Below are 21,503 nucleotides of genomic sequence, written 5' to 3'. Positions count from 1 at the left end.
CGCGAGCAGTTATTCCACATCCTCAGCCTCCTCTCCTCACCGCCTTCCCCGCTGGGAAACGTGTGGCACGACCTGAAATTAAGGTTTCACCACCATGCAAGCAACGCTGAAGAAGTACTTCCCAGTCTTTGTCTTGCCCACCCTTCTGGCATTCATGATTGCCTTCTTGGTGCCGTTCATCGTGGGTTTCTTCCTCTCCTTTACGAAGTTCACCACTATCACCAACGCCAAGTGGGTTGGCATAGACAACTACGTCAAAGCTTTCTCCCAACGCGAAGGTTTCATCTCAGCCTTCGGTTTCACCGTCCTCGTGGTCATCGTCTCCGTGATCACAGTCAACTTCTTCGCCTTCCTCTTGGCATGGTTGCTGACCCGCAAACTCCGCGGTACCAACTTTTTCCGCACAGTCTTCTTTATGCCGAACCTTATCGGCGGCATTGTGCTGGGTTATACCTGGCAGACCATGATCAACGCCGTGCTTTCGCACTATGCCACGACTATTAGCGCGGACTGGAAATTCGGCTACGCCGGCCTCATCATGCTACTTAACTGGCAGCTCATCGGCTACATGATGATCATTTACATCGCCGGCCTGCAAAACGTCGCACCAGAGCTCATTGAGGCTGCCGAACTCGACGGCGTCAACAAGTGGGAGATGCTGCGGCACGTCACTATTCCGATGGTCATGCCATCCATCACCATCTGCCTCTTTTTGACTTTGTCGAACTCCTTTAAGCTCTTCGACCAGAACCTGGCGCTGACCAACGGCGCTCCTGGCGGGCAAACTGAGATGGTGGCGCTCAACATCATCAACACGCTGTTTAACCGTATGAATGTCGAGGGCGTCGGTCAGGCCAAGGCCGTTATCTTCGTCGTCGTTGTGGTCTTCATCGCGTACTTCCAGCTGCGCGCGACCCGCTCCAAGGAAATCGAGGCTTAAGTTATGACTACCAGCACTTCAGCGCAGGCTGCTCCGGCCTCGAAGAAGAAGGATCACCAGCTTCCCTCGGATAATAAGACCCACATGTCTGGCAGCGCCAAGTTCGTGGTCTACGCCATTCTGGCGTTCTTCACCATCGTCTTCTTGGGGCCGATCCTCTTCATCTTCATCAACTCCTTTAAGTCCAAGTTCGCCATCTCCTCCGATCCTTTCTCCCTTCCCATCGGTGAAATCTGGGTCGGCTTCGAGAACTTCATGGTGGGCTTGACCAAGCAGGGCTTCTTGGAGGCCACATTGTGGTCCTTCATCATCACGATCCTCTCCGTCATCGTCATCGTGTTCTTCTCCGCGATGACCGCCTACTACATCACGCGCGTCAAGACCTGGTGGACAAACCTTCTGTACTACCTCTTCGTGGTCTCCATGATCATCCCCTTCCAGATGGTCATGTTCCCGACGGTCAAGATTGCAGACATGCTCCACCTCAACAACCCGATCGGCATCGTGGTGCTCTACCTCGGTTTCGGTTCCGGTCTGTCGGTGTTCATGTTTGCGGGCTTCGTCAAGTCCATTCCTCTGGATGTTGAGGAAGCTGCGATGATCGACGGCTGTGGTCCGCTCCAGAACTACTTCCGGGTAGTCTGGCCTATGCTCAAGCCAACTGCCATCACCGTGGCCATTCTCAATGCCATGTGGGTGTGGAACGACTACCTGCTGCCATACTTGGTCATTGGCCTGTCCACGCGATACAAGACCATCCCGGTGGTCATCCAATCCTTCGTTGGCTCCAACGGTAACCGCGATATGGGTGCCATGATGGCCATGCTGGTCTTGGCCATCATCCCCATCGTCATCTTCTACTTCTCCACGCAGAGGCACATCATCGAAGGTGTGGCTGCCGGTGCCGTGAAGGGTTAAAAGGTTGCGATAGGTTAAAATCATGAATCGCATACTCGGCCCCGAATCGAAGTTCTATGCTGCTCTGAGCCTCTTCGCTGACCTAGTCATCGTGAATGTTCTCTTGGTGATAACGTGCTTTCCCGTATTCACCGGGGGAATGTCCTTGCGCACCGCCCACGCGGTGACCGGCCAGATGGTCCGCGAGGAAGGTTCTCGCCGCGGCTCGGCCTTCGTTCGGGGCCTTTTGACGCGTCCCGGGGTCAACACCGCATGGTGGCTCATTTCCCTCGCCGTCGCCGCCTTAGCCGCGTATGAATTCGCTATCATTGCCAAGGCAGATCTGGGTTCAATGGGCCTGATACTGCGCGCAGCCTTGATCTCGGGGCTTATCGTATTGGGCTCTGTCAGCGTATGGTTCTTCCATCTCGATGCACCGGGGCTCGGCTTCCGCCAAAGAATCACACAGGCCATGATGAAGGCGGTAGGGCACCTACCGCGTACTCTTTTGGCAATATTGCCTGGCATAGTGCTTGTTTTGTACCCCGTCTTTTTCCCAGCGCAGTGGGGAGGCTACCTGTTCTTCCTCGCAGTGCTCGGCCCGGCTCTCGCGGTCTATCTCGCCGAGCTAGTGCTGCAGTGGCCCGAACTCAATTCGCAAACGCCCGATAGCCCCTCTGCATAACGCGGTGCGCGCCAGCTGGCCTAAAACGAGAAATAGGGTAGTGGTATCCACGTCATCGTGGAACCACTACCCTGTGGTCTTTGTGGGCTTCCTAGAAGCTCTTTAAGCTTCGCCTTCCTCCTGCGCCTTCTGCTCCTTGAGCAGACGGGCAGCCGCGCGGCGACGAGAACGCAGATTCTCGATGCGCTCGGTCAAGAGTTCATCCAACTCCTCAATGGAGCGGCGCTCGCGCAGCATGTCCCAGTGGGTACGCGGGCTTAAGGGAGGCGCTTGCCAGTCGACGCCGAGAAGTTGTGCTGGCCGCCCTCCACGATGCGTGCGTGGAAAACACTGCCCGGAGCAGGCGCGGTGTTCGGAGCAGCGCGGACGACGATTTGGCCGGACTCGGGGACATCCTCGCTGGAGGATCCAAGGTCGCCCTCGCCTACCAGCTTGCCGTAGAGGAAGGAATCGGAACCGAGTTCCTCCACGAAGTCGAGCTTGATTGGGATGGAAAGATCGGTGGACTCGCCTTCCGGAATGATCTCCAGTGCCTCCGGGCGGAAACCAATGGTGATGCGGCCATTATCCTCCGGCGTCATGGCGGCGAGGGTTTCCGGGGAAAGCTTGATGCGAGCGTGACCAGAGGTAGCGTCACCATCCTTGACCGAGAAGGTGCCCAAGTTCATGGCTGGGGAGCCGATGAAGCCGGCGACGAAGACGTTGGCGGGGCGGTCATAAAGCTCTCGGGGCGCGCCAACCTGCTGCAGATAGCCATCCTTCAGCACCGCGATGCGGTCACCCATGGTCAAGGCCTCCGTCTGGTCGTGGGTGACGTAAACGGTGGTAACCCCAAGCTTGCGCTGCAGGGCTGCAATCTGGGTACGGGTCTGAACACGCAGCTTGGCATCGAGGTTAGACAGCGGCTCATCCATGAGAAAGACCTGCGGGTTGCGAACAATGGCGCGGCCCATGGCCACACGCTGACGCTGACCACCGGACAGGGCCTTCGGCTTGCGCTCCAAGAATTCGGTCAGGCCCAAAGTGGCGGCGGCTTCGTCGACGCGCTTATTGATCTCGTCTTGGGACTTGCCGGCGATCTTCAGTGCGAAGCCCATGTTCTCGCCCACGGTCATGTGGGGGTAGAGAGCATAGTTCTGGAAAACCATGGCGGCGTTGCTGCGGCCTTTGGGGGCGAGGCGGAACAGTGAAAAACCGAACCTTAAGCGTAGGTTAAAGCGTAGGCGGCTGAAAATGTAAAAATCCCCCAACCTGTTTGTGCAGGTAAGGGGATTATTCGGGGTGGCTGACGGGGCTCGAACCCGCGACACCCAGGATCACAACCTGGTGCTCTACCAGCTGAACTACAGCCACCATTGCTGTGTTAAGCAGCACGGATTATGTTAATGCACCATCGTGTTTTCGCCAAAACGGCAGGTCAGACTGAAAAACTAGGTGTTTTCAAATTGTGTACTCCCATCACTAATGCACAACGCTCGAACTGTCTATCGCTGCCTTAAGGAGTTTTGATCGATGACTGCTGCGCCAGTGGGGGAATCGGAATAAGCAAGACCGGGATCTGCCAATGAAATATGAGAACTTGGAAACTAGTTCCGCCCAAGTTGAACGTGCCCAAAGTGTATCCACATAAAATCAGGACACCCCTTCAATCTGAAAAGGTGTCCTGACCAGTAAAAACGAAGTGCCCCCAGCAGGATTCGAACCCGCGGCCAACCGGGTAGAAGCCGGTTGCTCTGTCCACTGAGCTATGGAGGCAATAGAAATAGCGAAGGAAAAACGCTCGCAACTTCTGAGAAGTACTTTATATAAAGTACGCACATGAATCCAAAACGGAGCGCAGCTGTGTGAATTCCCACAAATTTTAACTAACGTGGAACTCCATCGCACACCCGGGTTCGGTTAGTAAAAAGCTCACTCAACTAGGGAAGACGTAGGGGAGGGGGTTAGATTGGTGGCATGGATGAGCAAGTAATTGCCGAAGGCGCTATGCCTAATAGTGTCGATAATCGTGCCAAAACAGGGGAAAACAAAAAGAGTAGGGTCCGAAATACGTGGCCTCTTTATCTTCTTTTTGCCCTTGTCGCGGGACTTGTTGGAGCGATTTTGGCCTGGGGGTTCTTATCTGAATCTCTTTCAGCGCTAGGAATTGCCGATCCCGGCCCAGTCACTACTGCTGGCTTACCTTTCTTAAGAGCCGTTGGTTGGATCGTGGCCTCGCTTTCGGTGGGGAGCTTCTTAGCCTCCACCTTCTTTATTGCGCCACGCACTGTTGATGGAAAAAACAACCTGCAAAAGGCACTTCTCTCAGTAGATGGAGCTCTCGCTAGCCGCACCGGAGCTCTCGCAGCTATTTGTTTTGGACTTATTGCGATCGTGATGATCCCGCTGGTGATGTCAGATCTTTCTGGTCAACCTTTTAGCTCAGCAATTCAGCCACAAAATTGGTCAATAGCATTTGAACAAGTGGCTACTGCCAAGGCTTGGGGGTGGGTAGCAGTTTTTGCCTTTACTACCGGTATTATTGGTCTTTTTGTGCGGAGCTGGATTATGCAACCGGTTTTGCTTTTTGGTGCTTTTGTAATGATTATTCCGCTTGGTTTGGAAGGTCACTCAGCATCAGGTGGTGACCATGATTTTGGTACCAACTCTTTGCTCTGGCACTTGCTTCTTATGCTGGTGTGGGTAGGTGGTCTCATGGCACTAATTGCACATTGCCGCAGACTGGGCCCAGATTTGGATATTGCGGTAAAGCGCTATTCAGCACTAGCAACTTTCAGTATTGCCGGCATGGCGATTTCTGGTGTTGTTAATGCTTTGCTGCGGGTGGATTTCGAGGATTTGTTCTCCACAAACTATGGCTTATTAGTGGTGGCAAAAACCGTCGGTGTGATTTTATTGGGCGTTGTCGGTTTGGCGCATAGGCGAATTTCCATTCCACAGCTACCTGGAAATCCCCAAGTTTTTGCGCGCATTGCTATCGGCGAAGTCCTCATTATGGCAGCCATTTTGGGCATCGCTATTTCTATGGGTCGTACCCCACCGCCAACCCCTGACACGCCAGATCTTTCTGTGATGGCTCTTGAAATTGGCTATGCCTTAAATATTGAACCCACCATGACAAATGTCTTTACCATGTGGCGTTTTGATTTGATGCTGGGCACTGTGGCTATCTTGCTTTTCCTTTTCTATATGCACGGGCTGCGAGTTTTGCGTCGTAAAGCAAAGCCGTGGAACCACCTACGCACCTTCTGGTGGGTGCTCGGCTGTGCCACCCTGGGGGTCACCGTTTCTTCCGGAATCGGCATGTATATGCCGGCGACTTTCTCCATGCACATGGTGGCGCACATGCTGTTGTCCATGGTTGTGCCGGTATTTTTGGTGCTGGGCGCGCCTTTGAGCTTGATTATGGAAGCAGTTGAGCCGGGCGAACCTGGCCGTCCAGGCTGGCATGAATGGGCTGCAGTCCTGGCTGATAACCCAATTTTGAAGTTCCTTATGCACCCAGCAGTGAACACGATTCAGTTCATCATTATTTTTTATGCGCTGTACCTCACCCCGCTTTATGAGGTCATGGTGTCTGAGCATGCTGGTCACTTGATCATGAACTTTGTGTTTGTGTTCTCGGGATACATTTATTACTGGGAAATGATCGGTCCTGATCCAAAGCCGGAGGAACGCACACACGTTTCGCGGCTGGCGTGGCTGAGCTTCTCTATGCCTTTCCACCTCTTCTTTGGCGTTTACCTCATGCAGCTCAAGGTCATTTTGGCGGAAGATTTTTATACTCGTCTTGACCTCCCTTGGGCGGTTGATTTGGCTCATGACCAGCTGGTTGGTGGTGGCATCGCATGGGCTTCTGGTTCCTTCCCGCTGATTATTGTTTTTGGATACCTCTTCCGTGGTTGGTTGCGCGAAGAGCGAAACAATGAAAAGAACTATGAAAAGCGCGCCCGCGAAACAAATTTTGAGGACGCTGAGGAATACAACAAGATGCTGGCGCGGATGAGCCAGGGCCACGATCTGCACTCGGATTATTACAACGAAACTTTCGAGTCCAAGGACCCTAAAGACAAAGAATAAGCTTTTCGACGCCTCCTTGCGCTCCCCAGGAGCCCTGCCTGTGGATAACTCTCACTAGTTTGAAGTTATCCACAGATTGGCTGCTGGGGTGTTTTACGTCTTGGTGATCAACTGGCACACTGCCTGGTGAAAGTACATCCACTACCACAAAAGAAATGGATCACCGAGACATGATTAACTCACCAATTACCATCGTCGGCCGAGTTTGCAGCGACCCGCTTTATATTGGAAAGAAAGACAATAGTGACGGAGTGCTAAAGCTGCGTATTGCTTCTTCACGCTCCTACCGCCAGGGCGAAAAGTGGCATAACACTGATCAGCTCTATATCAATGTAGAGGCATGGGGTCGCCTTGGAATTAACGCGCACCAATCTTTGACCACTGGAGTATCAGTGATTATTCAAGGAATGCTTTATACCAATGAATGGGCTGTAACTGAGGGGGATTCAGACAAGCTCAATAAGCGCCAAGAGGTGCGGATGCGAGCATTGTCTATTGGCATTGATCTTAATACTTATCGTGTGGGATTTGTTGATTCTCGTCCGCGACTAGAAAACGTCCCCGATGGAGTAACCATTCCTGAAGATACGTCATCTCATTATCCAAACCCAGAAGCGCGGCATTTTAATAACAGCGAAGACAATGGCACCGAGGAAGGAGCAGCAGTGGGGGAGGAAAGTCAGCTAGTAAGCGTTGGAGCTAGCGAGCACACCGAAGAATAGTTTTCCGAGAGGGGCCGGAAGCCTACTTTATTGGCCAAGGTCCCTTATTTGGGCTGGCTCATGTAACCTTGACAGCTGAGTACTTAAACGCAAAATCGCAGTTAAAGGGGTTACATTGGGCGAGTTCATCTACACGATGAAGAACGTGCGTAAGGCAATCGGTGACAAGGTCATCTTGGACAATGTCTACATGTCCTTCTACCCAGGTGCCAAGATCGGTGTCGTTGGTCCTAACGGCGCTGGTAAGTCATCAATTCTGAAGATCATGGCCGGCATCGACCAGCCATCTAATGGTGAAGCATTCCTCGATCCAGGCGCAACTGTTGGCATCTTGCTGCAGGAACCACCGCTGAACGAGGAAAAGACTGTTCGCCAGAACGTTGAAGAAGGTCTCGGCGAGATCTTCGAAAAGAAGCAACGCTTCGAAGCCATTGCAGAAGAAATGGCTACCAACTACACCGATGAGCTCATGGAAGAAATGGGTGTCCTTCAGGAAGCCCTCGACGCCGCAGATGCTTGGGAAATTGATTCCAAGATCGAACAAGCTCTTGACGCACTGCGTTGTCCTCCAGGCGATGAGGCCGTAACCCACCTTTCCGGTGGTGAGCGTCGCCGCGTGGCTTTGGCAAAGCTCTTGCTTTCCGAGCCTGACCTGCTGCTGCTCGATGAGCCTACTAACCACTTGGACGCGGAGTCCGTGCTGTGGTTGGAAAAGCACTTGGCTGATTACAAGGGCGCTGTCCTTGCCGTCACACACGACCGTTACTTCCTTGATCACGTTGCACAGTGGATCTGTGAAGTTGACCGCGGTCAGCTGCACCCATACGAGGGCAACTACTCCACCTACCTGGAGAAGAAGGCTGATCGTTTGGAAGTTGCCGGCAAGAAGGATCAGAAGCTGCAAAAGCGTCTGAAGGAAGAACTCGCTTGGGTTCGTTCCGGTGCTAAGGCACGCCAGGCTAAGAACAAGGCTCGTCTGTCCCGTTATGAGGAGATGGCTGCGGAAGCTGAGAAGTACCGCAAACTCGACTTCGAAGAAATCCAGATCCCAACTCCTCCACGCCTGGGTAACAAGGTTGTAGAGGTTAAGGACCTGGAGAAGGGCTTCGACGGACGCACCCTGATCAAGGATCTTTCCTTCACCCTGCCTCGTAACGGCATCGTGGGTGTTATCGGCCCTAACGGTGTGGGTAAGTCCACCCTGTTTAAGACCATTGTTGGCCTTGAAAAGCCAGACGCAGGCACCGTGGAAATCGGAGAGACTGTACAGCTGTCCTACGTTGACCAGGGCCGTGAAAACATTGATCCTGAAAAGACTGTTTGGGAAGTTGTTTCCGATGGTCTTGACTACATCATCGTTGGCCAAAATGAAATGCCATCTCGTGCATACCTTTCTGCCTTTGGCTTTAAGGGCGCAGATCAGCAAAAGCCTTCCAAGGTTCTGTCCGGTGGTGAGCGTAACCGCCTCAACCTGGCATTGACCTTGAAGCAGGGCGGAAACCTGATCCTGCTCGATGAGCCTACAAACGACCTTGATGTCGAAACCCTGGGCTCTTTGGAAAATGCACTGCAAAACTTCCCAGGCTGCGCCGTGGTCATTTCCCACGACCGTTGGTTCCTGGACCGCACCTGTACCCACATCTTGGCGTGGGAAGGCAACGTTGTCGAAGGCCAGTGGTACTGGTTCGAAGGCAACTTCGAAGATTATGAGAAGAACAAGGTTGAGCGCCTTGGTGCTGACGCAGCTCGTCCATCCCGAGTGACGCACCGTAAGCTGACGCGCTAATTCTACGAAGCGGAAATTAGTTAGAATTGGCCTGTATACTCCCATTTAAAATTCTAGGAGTATGCAGGCCTTTTGTTTGAGATTTACACAGGAATGCGCACGCAGTCGGGTGGTCGGTAGAATGCTTGCGAGACGCTCGAATAACCCGAAGTTAGATAGAAAGAGGCCGAGGCTAAAACCATGGCAGTCACTGAGGAAAACACCCAAAAGAACTTCCACGTCACGGAGGTTGATCTCCGTTGGTCCGATTTCGACCGTTTCGGACACGTAAACAACGCTGCTTATATCGAAATCGCTCAAGAAGCTCGTCTTATTTTTGCCGAGGATCAATTCCGTGAGCGCGGTTATGAAATCCCCGCAGCTTTTGTGCGCCACTTGGAAGTGGATTATTTGCGCGCAATTTTGCCTGATACCACCAAGGTGATTGTGGAAACCCAGGTCACCAAGCTGGGCAATACTTCCTTCAGAACCCGCCAGGAAGTTAAAGACCGTAATGGTCGAGTTTGCTGCGTTGTTGAGTGTGTGCAGGTCACCGTTAATATCCAGACCGCCGCACCACGTTCCATCAGCAAGGTTGAGCGCAAGGTACTTACTGCCGTTGCAAGCAGCGAAGTCCAGGCCCAGGAAGCTCTGGAAAACTAGTGCCAGAATCTTTAAGCATTACCTCCGGCGCCCGCGGCCTCCAGGCACTGGTGGCCCGGGCGGTGGGAATTGATGAATTAGCTAGCGCACGTTTTCGGCAAATTGCGCCTGAATTAGTGGATGTTTTTGTCACCACGCCTTTCAACGTGACGGCCTCACGCCGAGTTGCTGGGGTGGCCAGTCGCGATGGCGCAGCCGTGGGGGCCGCTGATTTATTGGCAGCGCTCAATGCCGGAACCCCCGATATCGGCCCCGCACGCGACGCTAGTTGGCCAGGTTCACTGCCCCCCAGCACCGGTTTTACGCTTGTCGACGAGCTCCCCACTCAGGTAGTAAGGTCGCTGGCTGATCAAGGCCAAGCGCTAGCGCGCCAGTTCTCCGGGCCCCTTGGGCCCCCAGCATCGCTGATGGACCAAGAGGTAATTAAGGCTGAAGGTAATGGCAAAACTGCATCAATTGCCATGCGTACTGTTTTTACCTGCACCTCTTTGGGATTAATCCCAGGCTTTGAGGCTCCCAATGAGATCCCACGCCATTTAAGAGTTTCGGTAAATGGACGTTGGACCCGAATTGATGCACCTTATGGCAGTGTTTATCACTCCGCAGGTTTGGGATTAAGCGTTTTTTAAAGCAGCACCCACCCGGCAAGCGCAGCACCAAGTGCGATTGCCCAGGGTGGGATTTTCCATTTTGCAAGACCCAACCAGCACATTGCTGCAATCGCCAGTGATGCCACCCCAGTGATACCGTGTGTAAACACCGGATCATAAAGCGCTGCTCCCAAAAGGCCAACTACACCAGCATTAACGCCCTGAATGGCAGCTTGTAGTAAGGGAGCTTCCCGCCAGCGTCCCCAGAAATACAGTCCCGCAATGGTCAACAACGCGCCGGGAATAAAGATCAACAAGGTGGCATAAAGTGCACCAAGCACTCCACCATTGACGGCACCGAGGTAAGAGGCAAAGGTAAACATCGGCCCCGGGACAGCCTGCGCGGCAGAATAACCTGCAAGGAATTCATTTTCTGGAATCCATCCAGTTGCCACCACTAGTTTTTCTAGCAATGGCAAAACCACGTGGCCACCACCAAAAACGGTGGATCCGGCTTGATAAAAGGCGGGATAAAAACCACCAGCTGCAATGGCAGCAATAAGACCCAAGAAGAAGATGATTAGCGCGCCGATTCCAGCCCACGCTGGAATAGCGCGCAGGGGCGCGGCAGGCGGGGTTTCGTCGACAAGCTTTTTGAAGGCAAAGATACCAATAACCCCGGCTGCCAAAATTACGCCGAGGTGGGTAAAAGCAGAGGGGATTGCGAGCACGGCGATGCCGGAAAATACCGCGATGGTGGCGCTTAGAGGAGTGTCAGCCATCGTGCGTGCCATGCCAGAAACCGCGTGAAAGACTACTGCGACCGCTGCGGCGAGCAGGCCGAGTGTCCAACCCGCATTGCTGGCGTCGAAGAGTAGCGCAAATGCTGTCATCAGCACAACGGACGGCAACGTGAAGCCGAACCAAGCAGCGGCCATGCCAACAAAACCGGCGCGCTGATAACCCAGCGCTAGTCCGACCTGCGAGGATCCAGGTCCGGGGAGGAGCTGACTAATGGCAACAATTTCGGAATATTGTTTATCGTCGAGCCACTTCTTACGCTCAACAAATTCGGTTCGGAAATATCCTAAGTGGGCAGTGGGGCCACCAAAGGCAGTGAACCCCAACAAACTAAAACTTTTTAAAACTTCTAAAACTTTGGGCACAGCCTAACTTTAAGGTGCCTTCTGGGTTAGCGCTTTTCGTGGGGATCCGGATTGGAGTTAATCAACATATCGGCTACCCGCAGCATATGATCCCAAATGGCTTCATGCTGCTCCGGAGTGATATCCACATCCTGCATGGCCTTATCCATGAGTTCCAGCCAGCGCTGTGCCGCAGTAACGCCGATGGGGAAGTGAGCATGGCGCATGCGTAGACGCGGGTGGCCACGTTGTTCCGAGTAATCGCTAGGTCCACCCCAATACTGAGCGAGGAACATCTTAAGGCGCTGCTCCGCACCCTCCCAATCATCTGGGGGATACATGGGACCAAGGATGTCATCGGTGCGGACCTGCTCATAAAAACGGTGGACGATGAGGGAGAAAGTCTCCTCACCGCCCACTGCATCATAAAAATTCTCGGGGACTGTCATGCCTAAAGATTCTAGGCCTTTTCTCCCGAACGTTTCGCCTCGAGCTGCCTGGGTGAAAGTGCACCGATTCCATTGGGATATGGAGTGGTGATTCCCTCGCGTTGCATATCGCTAAGAACCTTGGCATACACGTGGCGCTGTACCTCCCATTGGAAACCAGGCAAGGTCTTCACCACACCTCGGAAGGTCATATGGTCTGGCTCAAAGGCGGAGATACCCTTCATCTCTGGTTCTTCCAAGATGGAGTTCTTAACAGTTGGCATCTTTACCGCCTCCTGGAAGGACTTTTCAATAACTGCCCAGGCCTTCTCAGTGTCATTGGATAGTCCAACAGGAACTTCAAATCGGGCGATGGCGTATTCATCAGAGAAGTTACCTACGCGCAGAATCTCTCCATTACGGATGTACCACACGGTGCCATCCATATCGCGCAGAGTAGTCATACGCATGCTGATATCTTCTACTTCTCCGACAATTCCATCTCCAACATCGATGGTGTCACCCACGCCATATTGATCTTCAATCAGCATGAAAATACCGCTGAGGAAGTCCTTGACCAGGGATTGTGCACCAAAACCAAGAGCAACACCAGCCACGCCGGCAGAGGCGATAAGTGGAGCCACATTCACCCCAATGGTGGACAAAATGGCCAGTACCGCCCAAGTCCAGACAAAGATTGCGACAGCTGATTTACCCACCGCACCTAGGGTGCGGATACGTGCTTGGCGGCGTTGTTCCTGCGAACGACGCAAAACCTGCACATCAAGTGGAATCTCTTCAGTTTGGGAAGAAGATTTTCCAAAGGGAGTCCTAATGAGAGAAGGCTTTTTCGGCTTCTCTTGCTCACCCATTCTATTGGCGCCGCGTTCTACTGCCTTGGTAATAAGCTTGCGCAAAATCCAATGAGCAATAAGCGCCACCATAATTGTGACTGCAATAGAAATTGGTTTGTCGATGAGCCATTCCTTAGTGGTGGGGTCGTCCCACCAGCTCGAGACATCTTCGACAAGATTGACATCTGACCCTGAGTTAGCACGAGAAATAATCATCGGTTTCTACCGTAATACTTTTGGCGAAATCTCTCACGGCAGAGATTGGCCTGCATAAACGGGATTAAAAGTGTGCATGAAAAGACATGATATTTGGGCTAGAATGGACAGCTTGGTCTATCATTGCCACAGAGCCGATCTGGCTGCACAGCGACTTAAAAATTTTCAGGAGTTGATCTACCTTGTCTTCCAACCCCAACGCCCAGGGTTTCTCCACTGCATCCATTCATGCAGGATATGAGCCAGATGAGTTTTATGGTTCGATCAACATCCCTATTTACGCCTCCACCACCTTTGCCCAGAATGGTCCAAATGATCTGCGCAATGGTTTTGAATACACTCGTGTGGGAAATCCCACAATCGTCTCCCTAGAAAAGACCGTTGCAGCTTTGGAAGGTGCGCAGTTTGGTCGGGCATTCTCTTCTGGAATGGCAGCAACCGATATTCTCTTCCGCATTTTGCTCAAGCCAGGCGATCACATCATCTTGGGCAATGACGCATATGGTGGAACTTTTCGCCTTATCGATACTGTTTTCACTGCCTGGGGCGTGGAGTACACCGTGGTTGATACTGCAGTGGCAGCAGAAGTTGCAGCAGCAATCAAGGAAAACACCAAGTTAATCTGGGTGGAAACCCCCACCAACCCAGCATTGTCCATCACTGATATTGCAGCAATTGCAGAGCTCACCAAGGGTACTAATGCCAAGCTCGTTGTAGACAACACCTTCGCATCACCATATTTGCAGCAGCCACTGGCCTTGGGTGCACATGCTGTTTTGCATTCCACCACCAAGTACATCGGTGGACACTCCGACGTGGTCGGCGGCATCGTGGTGACCAATGATGCAGCACTCGACGAGGAGCTACTTTTCCTTCAGGGCGGCGTCGGCCCAATCCCATCTGTTTTTGATGCTTATTTGACCGCTCGTGGTCTTAAGACCTTGGCTGTTCGTATGGAACGCCACTGCGATAACGCAGAAAAGGTAGCTGATCTGTTAGATTCCCGCCCAGAGGTATCCACTGTGCTCTACCCAGGCTTGGCTTCTCACCCTGGCCATGAGGTTGCAGCTAAGCAGATGAAGCGCTTTGGCGCGATGATTTCAGTGCGTTTTGCTGGTGGCGAAGAAGCAGCAAAGAAGTTCTGCACCTCTACCAAGTTAATCTGCTTGGCGGAATCTCTCGGTGGTGTGGAATCCTTGCTGGAGCACCCAGCAACCATGACTCACCAGTCTGCCGCTGGTTCACAGCTGGAGGTCCCCCGTGACCTTGTGCGTATTTCCATTGGCATTGAAGATATTGAGGACCTGCTCGCCGATGTTGAGCAGGCCCTCGACCAACTGTAAAATTAGAGTCCGAGCAGCTTTTCTACATAAGCAATTCGGGCTTCAACCATCTTGTTAAAGAGTTCGTCCGCAGTGCGGGGGGACACCTTAAGTGCTTGACGGGTAAGTGGGGCTTCAACCTCTGGTAGCTTTTCCAGCCAGACCTCGGGGACTGGGTGGAAGGTTGTTGCTTTGTCCTCATCGCTGCGCAGGTCATAGCTGAAATCTGCGGTGAGTGCGAAGCTGAAAAGATCAGCTAGCAGCATTTCACGGACCACAACGGCGTCCTCGAGGGATAGCCCAATGCTGGAAGAAATCCAATGCAATTTCAACAAGTTTGAGGCGCAAAGGAGAGGTGCCCTGGGGGCTGATCTGCTCATCAAGCGCAACGAGGAGAACACGTGGGAAAGTGCGGAATTGATCACGCAGGGAGTTCCACAACACGTGGAAGCTATTGCGCCAATCAGCTGGATCTAGATCAGGAAGGGTGATACCTTCAACGACCTTAACCCATACGCGGTCAACAATTTCTTGACGGTTGGAAACGTGGTTATAAAGTGCACGCGGGGTGACGCCCATGTCACGCGCTAGGCGGTTCATGGTAACTGCAGCAAAACCTTCACGTCCCGCAATGGCCAATGTGCGCTCAACAATTGAATCAATTGTCAGAATGCGTTGTGTAGGACGCCCTGGGCGACGGCCAGTATTTGTGGGTGCTACGGCCACAGAGGGCTTGATAATTTCACTTGGCATGATTTAAAGGGTACGTCATGAGTTTAATCAATACGAGTCCATTTAATAGAATAGTGGTCATAGCAACTTGTAAGTTGAATGCATTTAATTAAAGAAAAACCTGGGAGACTGAAATGATGTCAGAAAACCAAGAAAAAGCTAAGAAAGTCGCGGTAGTAACGGGTGCGACAGGCGGAATGGGCTTAGAAATTGTTAAGGATTTAGCCACCGACCATCTTGTTTTTGCATTGGGACGAAATTTGGAAATTTTGCAAAAACTTGAGGATATTTCAGGAGTTGTGGGCATCCAGAGCGATATCTTGTCCGACGTTTTAGATCGGGGAGGCGTCGAAAAGCTCTCTAAACTAGAGCGCGTGGACACCCTGGTCCACGCTGCGGCGGTGGCCCGCAACCACAGCGTGGAAAGCTCCTCTGTGGAGCAGTGGCGCGCGCATTTGGAGCTTAATGTTATTGTGCCGGCTGAGCTGACACGGCAATTGCTGCCTGCGCTACGCAAGGCGCAGGGCCAAATTATTTTTATTAATTCTGGCGCGGGTACTGGAGCCCATCCGGGTAACACGATTTATACCGCGAGCAAGCACGCACTGCGGGGTTTGGCGGACTCTTTACGCAAGGAGGAAGCTGGCGTGGGAGTGCGCGTTTCGACGATTTCCCCCGGCCCGACTGACACCGAGATGTTGCGCGGGCTTATGGCTGCCCAGGGGACTGTATATCAGCCTGAGTTGTATATCGACGCAAAAGAAATAGCCAGCGCCATCCGTTTTGTGGTTGACGCTGGCTCATCCACGCAAATTACCAATGTGGATGTTCGTCCCAGAATTGAACTGGGCGATCGCAAATAAAATTATTGAGCTGGGCGCTCTACCGGCTCGGCAATCTTAGACTCAGTGGACGCTTCGGCAACGGGCTCTGAAATTGGTTCTGCTGGGGTTTTGCTTGCAAGTTTGCGAGCAAAACCGATCAGGCCAGGCACGATGGAAATGAATACGATGACCAGGAAGATCGCTTCGATATTGTTGCGGACAAAGTCGAACTGACCAAGAGCTGCGCCTAGAGCAACTACGCCGGCACCCCAGAGAATGCCACCGATGACGTTATAGATAAAGAAGGTGCGGTAGCGCATACCGGCCATGCCAGCTACCAAAGGTGCATAGGTGCGAACGATGGGCACAAAACGGCACAGAATGATGGTGATGGGGCCGTGCTTTTCAAAGAAGTCCTCAGTCTGCTTGAGGTATTCCTGCTTGAAGATGCGTCCATCAGGGCGATTGACCAGCTTGGGGTGGAATTTGTGTCCCAGCCAGTAGCCCACCTGGTCGCCCAAAATTGCGGCGATGGGGCAGAGGATAAGAACCAACCATAGTGGAGCAAAAGGATCCGGCTGGTTTGCCAACAAACCACCGGTAAATAGCAAAGAATCACCAGGCAATAGTGGGAAGAGCAAGCCAGATTCAATAAAGACAATCGCCAGCATCGCGGGTAAGACAAAATCGCCAAAAGGGCCTGAACCTGACAAGAGGTACATTGGGTCCATCCAAGATGGACCCAGTGCTACCTGGGAAACGGAGTCCGCAAGGGTTAAATACATGCAGAACAGACTACCCTGGTTAGGGGAACTTTCTCCAAGGGGAAAGGTAGTTTGGGGAAAGTTCAGGGTTTTTTTAGGGGTTTAAAGGTAATTGTCTCTCAGTATTAAGCATCTATGAATCCCAATTGGCGGAGCACCTGCACTGCAGCTTTATCCGTTTCTTGCAGCATAAGAGGGTTCGTTCCCGGCATCGGTGAAATGGTGGTGTCGGGCAATTGCGCATAAGTGGGAATACCAATTAGGCGTACCCGCGGATCAAGCTTGCCATTGGGGTGCACCAATAGGTGCGTAGCGGGATCAACTTCCGGGGAACCTGTGGGGGCTGCAGTGCCGTCACTGGAATAGACATTAAAGGGACGAACTCGGTTGGCTTCTTCTAGCGTGAGCGCCAAAGGGTCGGCGTTGCGACGCACATCGGGATTATGCATCCAGGCGTCAATGAGCACCCGCGAACGCTGCGGTGTCTCCCCAGTGGTGGGGGAGGTGAGCTGCCACAGCCCATCGTGGACGCTGAGGCGGGGGCGGGCGCCGATGAAGTGCACCAGGCCCGCGTCGACAAGCGCCAACAATTCCCGAGTTCGGAAAAGGGGTGGGCCGGAGCCGACCATCTGGCCAATGGCCATTACTGCGGCGAAGCGATTGCGCCGCGATTCAAAAGTGAAGCGGCCTTCCGCGCCGAGAATGGAGCTGGGTTTGCGGGCGGCAGATATTGACCACAGAGCTGACTTTAGTGGGCTATCCCACGCAAGTTCAGCATGGTGAATATCGTGGCTTAAGCCAGCTGCGATGCGCGCGGTTAATTCCTCAACGCTTTCATTAATTCCCGCCAGCGGGAATTCCCAGGCCTGCAGGTCAAAGATGTCCGCGGTGTGCGCGGCCAGTGCTTTGGGGAGCTTGTCGACGTCTACCTCATCGATAACCTCGATAATTTTTTCCAGACTCGTATAGATTGCCTCAGGGTTAACCCGATTGAGGTTGTCATAATAAGCCTCATAAGCATCACGAACGACAGCTGGCCATACCTCGGTGTCATAGTTAATTGAGGCAATCCCGCGTTTTTGAGAGTTTATTGTGGAAATTACTGCCTTCAGGCGCGCTAATTTTGCGCCAGGTGGAAGAGACTTATAGTCGGATTTTGGAAGATAAGGGTAGCCGCGGCCGGAGGAAATTATAAAGAGTGGTTCCTCTCCTGAGGCCTCATATCGAAGTCCAGAGCGGGTGCTTTGGTCCTCGTGGAAAATGCCACCTCGATCGATGGTAGTCAGTGCCATGATGTCGAAAAAGCCCATGCCTAAACCACGCACAAGTACTTGCTCACCAGCAGGAATAAGGCTGGCATCTTGTTCCACCGGATTGCCAGGCTTTACCCACACCAGATCAGGGTACTCTTCTAAAGCTGCGAGGATGGATTGTTCTTCAGCGTTAAAAGCAGGAGTTTGCCAACCGACCGCCAACACCGTGGAATCGGCAGAAATCATTTCTGAATTATCTAAGGTAATAACATCGCGGTCGCCATCTTCGCGGATGCCGATCGCGCGTGTGTTGTGCTGCTCCACCGTTACCCACTGCGGCAGTAGCTGCAGGGCAACATCGAAAGCCCACCGCAAATAAGCGCCGTACAGCGCGCGGGAAGGATTAGACTGGATAACAGTGTCTGCTAATTCTTGCTTGAAATCCTCCGCCACGGATGCAGTCGGGGGATAGGTGCGGAACAGCTCGATGGCTTTTTCTGGAATTCCACTCAAATCTTCATCGCCGCGCAGCAGGCGGATCCAATCAAATTGCAGTGGTCCTTCCACCACTGGAGCGGTCACAGTGGAACCTGGCTCTGTGAATATTGTCACCGCACCAGCGAGCGTATTCATGCACAGTGTCCTGGTTTGATCGGTGCGCCACACGTTGCCTGCGCCCATTTGAGAATCTTCGACAAGGTGAATGGTAAGACCCTGTTGTGGCCTAGAAACAGTATTGAGAGCTGCTGCAATCCTTTCTAATACTGAAATGCCCCTGGGGCCTACGCCGATGATGGCCACCTGCTTATCGTTCGTGCTCACAAAAACTCCTGCGTAGTGGATTATTGGTGCGATTTAGACAGATTAGTCTAAACCAATGTACCGCTTAGTCTAAAAGTGTGTTAAGTTCTGGGACATTAATTAGCTGACACGTAAAGTAACTTAAATATTCACTGGAGGTAAGCCTAGTGTTTAAAAAGCACAGGCACGGTCTCGGCTCCCCCGAGAATAAACCACGCTTGAAAACCCGCCGGTTGCTCACCGCAGTAGCCGCCACACTGGCCGGTTTAGCCATGCTTTCTGGATGCACTGTCCAACCAGCACAAGGCGAGGACAACACCCTCACTTACCTGGAACCACAGTTCTTCCGAACCCTTTATCCACCATCAGCAGGTTTTTATCCCAACGGCAGCGTGGTCAACAACATTGCAGACCGCTTGCTCTACCAGGATCCAGAAACCCTGGAACTTAGCCCATGGATCGCCACCGATCTGCCGGAAGTCAATGAAGATGCAACAGAGTTCACCTTCAACATCCGCACCGACGTCACGTACTCGGACGGCACCCCACTGACCGCTGAAAATGTGGTGAAGAACTTTGACCTTTATGGACTTGGGGATAAAGATCGACGCCTCACCATCTCGGAGCAAATTACCAACTATGACCACGGCGAAGTAATCGATGAGGACACCGTCCGATTCCACTTCTCTGAACCCGCTCCAGGATTTGCACAGGCTACCAGCTCATTCAATGCTGGCCTTTATGCTGATTCCACCTTGGATTTTGCTAATGAAGAATTTGCACCTGGCAATGCCAAAAACGTCATCGGCTCCGGTCCTTTTCTCATCACTGATGAAACTCTGGGCACCAACCTCACTTTGAGCGTCCGCGAAGATTACGATTGGGCACCACCTGCCCGCGAACACCAAGGCCGCGCAAAACTTGATGCCGTTAACTACGTGCTAGCAGGCGAGGAGTCAGTTCGCATCGGCGCAATCGTTGCGGGCCAGGCAGATATTGCCCGCCAAATCGAAGCGCCCGTCGAAGCGCACCTTAAAAATGAAGGCATTTCCATCATTTCCGCCGCCACCAACGGTGTGAACAACAGCTTCAACTTCCGTTTTAAAAACGACAAGCTGTCAGATATTCGAGTCCGCCAAGCGCTCATCCACGCCATCGACCGTGAAAAGATCATGCGCGTGCTGTTTAGTGAGTCTTACCCACTAGCTACCTCAGTGCTGGGGCAAAACGCACTTGGATACAAAGAACAGGTTGATGCCTATATCTATGACCTAGATAAAGCCACCGCACTTTTAGATGAAGCCGGCTGGACTGTGGACTCTGACGGCATGAGACGCAAAGACGGTGAGCTTTTAGAACTCACCTTCAACGAAGCCCTCCCACAGCCACGCTCCCGCGAAGTGGTCACAATGGTTCAAGAACAACTAGGCGATATAGGCATCAAAGTTAACCTCAACCCAGGTGATCAAGCAGCACAAGACGCTGATTCGAAGGACCTAGATAAAATTCAGGTCCGCCACACCATGGTTGGACGCGCAGACTACGACGTACTGAAATCTCAGCTGTACTCCACCAACCGCAATGAACTGCTGAACATGACCATGGAAGGGGAGACCGCTGACATTGGCGATCCTCATTTGGAGGAACTCCTCATGGCTATTGCATCCAGCCCAAATGAAGCCGACCGCGCAGCAGCATCTGCCGCCGCACAGGACTACATCACCGAACAAGCCTATGTTTTGCCACTGTTTGAAGAGCCAGTTGTCTACGGCGTGCAGCCCTATGTGAAGGGCTTTAGCCCCGAAGTTATCGGACGCCCAAGTTTTTATGAAACATACCTTGACCATTCCAGTAACGATTCCAGTGAGGAGGAGTAAATGACTACCTCGCAGATCCTGCGCCGAATCGGGCAAGCCCTTTTGGTTTTGTTGGTCACTTTTACTCTCGCATTCATCATGCTTTCTGCCCTTCCTGGCGATGCTGTGACTGCACGTTATTCCAGCCCAGACCTGGGTCTTTCACCAGAACAAATCGCACAAATCCGGGAATCCTACGGTGCCGATGAATCCCTAATTGCTCAGTACTTCACAACACTGACTGGTTTCCTAGTGGGCGATTTCGGCTACTCGGTACAAACTGGTACAGCTGTGGCTACCCAATTGGCAGAAGCAATGCCTGGCACCCTCACCTTGGCCATCTTGGCGTTCTTGCTTGCAGCCATCCTGGCGCTGGTCATTTCCATTCTTGCCACCATGGACCGCTTTGCCTGGATCAAGGGATTCTTCCAAGCACTGCCCCCATTTTTCGTCTCTCTTCCAAGCTTCTGGTTGGGCATCATGCTGATTCAGGTGGTTTCTTTCCGCTTGGGTTGGGTTCCAGTCATTGGCTCCACCCCGGCACAGGGATTGATCTTGCCCACAATCACGTTGTCTATTCCGATTACCGCACCACTTGCACAGGTGCTGATTCGCTCCATTGAAGAAGTAAAAAACCAACCTTTTATCGCAGCTGTTCGAGCACGCGGTGCAGGTGAAATGTGGATCTTCTTCCGCAATATTTTGCGCAATGCTTTATTGCCCACCATGACTATCGCAGGCATTTTATTTGGTGAACTTGTTGGCGGTGCCGTGGTTACCGAGGCTGTGTTCGGCCGTGCTGGTCTTGGCCAGTTGACAGTCAACGCCGTGGCCAACCGCGATATGCCAGTGATGCTTGCCATCGTGGTAATTGCAGCTGCTGTTTATGTTTTGATCAACCTCATCGTGGATTTGTTGTACCCAGTCCTCGATGCCCGTCTGCGCCGCAGGGAAAGGGCATAAATA

At 52.6% G+C, this 21,503-nt stretch carries 19 protein-coding genes, 2 tRNA genes and 2 pseudogenes; 12 read left to right on the top strand and 11 right to left on the bottom strand.

Features of this window, described 5'->3' with window-relative positions; translation table 11 throughout:
• Positions 1-94: 94 nt before the first annotated feature.
• The 3 genes from H924_RS10445 to musI are packed head-to-tail and all read left to right on the top strand — an operon-like array spanning position 95 to position 2,522.
• Positions 95-940: a carbohydrate ABC transporter permease gene (locus H924_RS10445; RefSeq protein WP_015651929.1), complete on the top strand. Its 846-nt coding sequence runs from the start codon at positions 95-97 to the stop codon at positions 938-940.
• A 3-nt stretch (positions 941-943) separates the two neighbouring features.
• Positions 944-1,858, top strand: coding sequence for a carbohydrate ABC transporter permease (locus H924_RS10440; RefSeq protein ID WP_015651928.1), 915 nt, complete (start codon positions 944-946; stop codon positions 1,856-1,858).
• 22 nt (positions 1,859-1,880) lie between these two features.
• On the top strand, positions 1,881-2,522 hold the full coding sequence (gene musI / locus H924_RS10435; protein WP_003860887.1) for an ABC transport system MusEFGK2I component MusI: 642 nt from the start codon (positions 1,881-1,883) through the stop codon (positions 2,520-2,522).
• Positions 2,523-2,624: 102 nt separating this feature from the next.
• Here the strand turns inward: musI and H924_RS14205 are convergent.
• The 4 genes and pseudogenes from H924_RS14205 to H924_RS10415 all read right to left on the bottom strand — a co-directional run.
• Positions 2,625-2,780 (bottom strand): annotated as a pseudogene (locus tag H924_RS14205) (RNA polymerase-binding protein RbpA); the annotation flags it as partial.
• Positions 2,780-3,679, bottom strand: a pseudogene (locus H924_RS10425) (ABC transporter ATP-binding protein); the annotation flags it as partial. The pseudogenes H924_RS10425 and H924_RS14205, both read right to left, overlap by 1 nt.
• A gap of 123 nt (positions 3,680-3,802) precedes the next feature.
• Positions 3,803-3,875, bottom strand: a tRNA-His gene (locus H924_RS10420).
• A gap of 329 nt (positions 3,876-4,204) precedes the next feature.
• A tRNA-Arg gene (locus tag H924_RS10415) sits at positions 4,205-4,277 on the bottom strand.
• A gap of 201 nt (positions 4,278-4,478) precedes the next feature.
• Between H924_RS10415 and H924_RS10410 the strand changes: the two genes are divergently transcribed.
• The 5 genes from H924_RS10410 (at position 4,479) to H924_RS10390 (ending at position 10,381) form a co-directional block, all read left to right on the top strand.
• Positions 4,479-6,602 (top strand): cytochrome c oxidase assembly protein, encoded by a 2,124-nt coding sequence (locus tag H924_RS10410; RefSeq protein WP_015651925.1) that lies wholly within the window; start codon positions 4,479-4,481, stop codon positions 6,600-6,602.
• Positions 6,603-6,772: 170 nt separating this feature from the next.
• Positions 6,773-7,324, top strand: a complete 552-nt coding sequence (locus H924_RS10405; protein ID WP_015651924.1) for a single-stranded DNA-binding protein — start codon at positions 6,773-6,775, stop codon at positions 7,322-7,324.
• A gap of 115 nt (positions 7,325-7,439) precedes the next feature.
• Positions 7,440-9,110: an energy-dependent translational throttle protein EttA gene (gene ettA / locus H924_RS10400; RefSeq protein WP_015651923.1), complete on the top strand. Its 1,671-nt coding sequence runs from the start codon at positions 7,440-7,442 to the stop codon at positions 9,108-9,110.
• Between the two features lie 180 nt (positions 9,111-9,290).
• Entirely contained in the window at positions 9,291-9,752 is a 462-nt protein-coding gene (locus tag H924_RS10395; protein ID WP_015651922.1) for an acyl-CoA thioesterase, read from the top strand.
• On the top strand, positions 9,752-10,381 hold the full coding sequence (locus H924_RS10390) for a hypothetical protein (RefSeq protein WP_015651921.1): 630 nt from the start codon (positions 9,752-9,754) through the stop codon (positions 10,379-10,381). The genes H924_RS10395 and H924_RS10390 overlap by 1 nt, the downstream gene beginning before the upstream one ends.
• Here H924_RS10390 and chrA read toward each other — a convergent pair.
• The 3 genes from chrA to H924_RS10375 are packed head-to-tail and all read right to left on the bottom strand — an operon-like array spanning position 10,378 to position 12,985.
• Positions 10,378-11,508: a chromate efflux transporter gene (chrA, locus tag H924_RS10385; protein ID WP_015651920.1), complete on the bottom strand. Its 1,131-nt coding sequence runs from the start codon at positions 11,506-11,508 to the stop codon at positions 10,378-10,380. The two genes, H924_RS10390 and chrA, sit on opposite strands and share 4 nt — an antisense overlap.
• 26 nt (positions 11,509-11,534) lie before the next feature.
• On the bottom strand, positions 11,535-11,936 hold the full coding sequence (locus tag H924_RS10380; protein WP_015651919.1) for a globin: 402 nt from the start codon (positions 11,934-11,936) through the stop codon (positions 11,535-11,537).
• Positions 11,937-11,947: 11 nt separating this feature from the next.
• Positions 11,948-12,985 carry a mechanosensitive ion channel family protein gene (locus tag H924_RS10375; RefSeq protein ID WP_015651918.1) on the bottom strand — a complete coding sequence of 346 codons (1,038 nt, stop codon included), beginning with the start codon at positions 12,983-12,985 and terminating at the stop codon, positions 11,948-11,950.
• Positions 12,986-13,167: 182 nt separating this feature from the next.
• Between H924_RS10375 and H924_RS10370 the strand changes: the two genes are divergently transcribed.
• Positions 13,168-14,328, top strand: coding sequence for a cystathionine gamma-synthase (locus H924_RS10370; protein WP_015651917.1), 1,161 nt, complete (start codon positions 13,168-13,170; stop codon positions 14,326-14,328).
• Between the two features lie 2 nt (positions 14,329-14,330).
• Here the strand turns inward: H924_RS10370 and H924_RS14595 are convergent, their stop codons facing one another.
• Both H924_RS14595 and H924_RS10365 read right to left on the bottom strand, forming a co-directional pair.
• A complete protein-coding gene (locus tag H924_RS14595) occupies positions 14,331-14,585 on the bottom strand; it encodes a hypothetical protein (protein WP_245533864.1) in 255 nt (84 codons plus the stop codon).
• Positions 14,575-15,060 (bottom strand): TetR/AcrR family transcriptional regulator, encoded by a 486-nt coding sequence (locus H924_RS10365; RefSeq protein ID WP_245533863.1) that lies wholly within the window; start codon positions 15,058-15,060, stop codon positions 14,575-14,577. Before H924_RS10365 ends, H924_RS14595 begins: the two co-directional genes overlap by 11 nt.
• A gap of 116 nt (positions 15,061-15,176) precedes the next feature.
• Here H924_RS10365 and H924_RS10360 point away from each other — a divergent pair, with 116 nt between their 5' ends.
• Positions 15,177-15,902 carry an SDR family oxidoreductase gene (locus H924_RS10360; protein ID WP_015651916.1) on the top strand — a complete coding sequence of 242 codons (726 nt, stop codon included), beginning with the start codon at positions 15,177-15,179 and terminating at the stop codon, positions 15,900-15,902.
• A 2-nt stretch (positions 15,903-15,904) separates the two neighbouring features.
• Here the strand turns inward: H924_RS10360 and H924_RS10355 are convergent, their stop codons facing one another.
• Both H924_RS10355 and H924_RS10350 read right to left on the bottom strand, forming a co-directional pair.
• Entirely contained in the window at positions 15,905-16,648 is a 744-nt protein-coding gene (locus tag H924_RS10355) for a DedA family protein (protein WP_015651915.1), read from the bottom strand.
• Positions 16,649-16,752: 104 nt separating this feature from the next.
• Positions 16,753-18,702 carry an FAD/NAD(P)-binding protein gene (locus H924_RS10350; protein WP_015651914.1) on the bottom strand — a complete coding sequence of 650 codons (1,950 nt, stop codon included), beginning with the start codon at positions 18,700-18,702 and terminating at the stop codon, positions 16,753-16,755.
• A 146-nt stretch (positions 18,703-18,848) separates the two neighbouring features.
• On the opposite strand from H924_RS10350, the gene H924_RS10345 reads away from it, so the two are divergent.
• Together H924_RS10345 and H924_RS10340 are read left to right on the top strand one after the other, a co-directional pair.
• Positions 18,849-20,558, top strand: a complete 1,710-nt coding sequence (locus H924_RS10345; protein ID WP_015651913.1) for a TIGR04028 family ABC transporter substrate-binding protein — start codon at positions 18,849-18,851, stop codon at positions 20,556-20,558.
• Positions 20,559-21,500, top strand: a complete 942-nt coding sequence (locus H924_RS10340; protein ID WP_015651912.1) for an ABC transporter permease — start codon at positions 20,559-20,561, stop codon at positions 21,498-21,500. It abuts the gene before it with no gap.
• Positions 21,501-21,503 lie beyond the last annotated feature (3 nt).

This window comes from Corynebacterium callunae DSM 20147 (assembly GCF_000344785.1).
In the GTDB taxonomy this organism is placed as follows: domain Bacteria; phylum Actinomycetota; class Actinomycetes; order Mycobacteriales; family Mycobacteriaceae; genus Corynebacterium; species Corynebacterium callunae.
This window is presented reverse-complemented; position numbering and strand designations above follow the sequence as displayed.

Coding starts and splice junctions, on each gene's coding strand:
- H924_RS10445 (WP_015651929.1), top strand. CDS start 95: ATGCAAGCAACGCTGAAGAAGTACTTCCCAGTCTTTGTCTTGCCCACC.
- H924_RS10440 (WP_015651928.1), top strand. CDS start 944: ATGACTACCAGCACTTCAGCGCAGGCTGCTCCGGCCTCGAAGAAGAAG.
- musI (WP_003860887.1), top strand. CDS start 1,881: ATGAATCGCATACTCGGCCCCGAATCGAAGTTCTATGCTGCTCTGAGC.
- H924_RS10410 (WP_015651925.1), top strand. CDS start 4,479: ATGGATGAGCAAGTAATTGCCGAAGGCGCTATGCCTAATAGTGTCGAT.
- H924_RS10405 (WP_015651924.1), top strand. CDS start 6,773: ATGATTAACTCACCAATTACCATCGTCGGCCGAGTTTGCAGCGACCCG.
- H924_RS10395 (WP_015651922.1), top strand. CDS start 9,291: ATGGCAGTCACTGAGGAAAACACCCAAAAGAACTTCCACGTCACGGAG.
- H924_RS10380 (WP_015651919.1), bottom strand. CDS start 11,936: ATGACAGTCCCCGAGAATTTTTATGATGCAGTGGGCGGTGAGGAGACT.
- H924_RS10375 (WP_015651918.1), bottom strand. CDS start 12,985: ATGATTATTTCTCGTGCTAACTCAGGGTCAGATGTCAATCTTGTCGAA.
- H924_RS10365 (WP_245533863.1), bottom strand. CDS start 15,060: ATGCCAAGTGAAATTATCAAGCCCTCTGTGGCCGTAGCACCCACAAAT.
- H924_RS10360 (WP_015651916.1), top strand. CDS start 15,177: ATGTCAGAAAACCAAGAAAAAGCTAAGAAAGTCGCGGTAGTAACGGGT.
- H924_RS10355 (WP_015651915.1), bottom strand. CDS start 16,648: ATGTATTTAACCCTTGCGGACTCCGTTTCCCAGGTAGCACTGGGTCCA.
- H924_RS10340 (WP_015651912.1), top strand. CDS start 20,559: ATGACTACCTCGCAGATCCTGCGCCGAATCGGGCAAGCCCTTTTGGTT.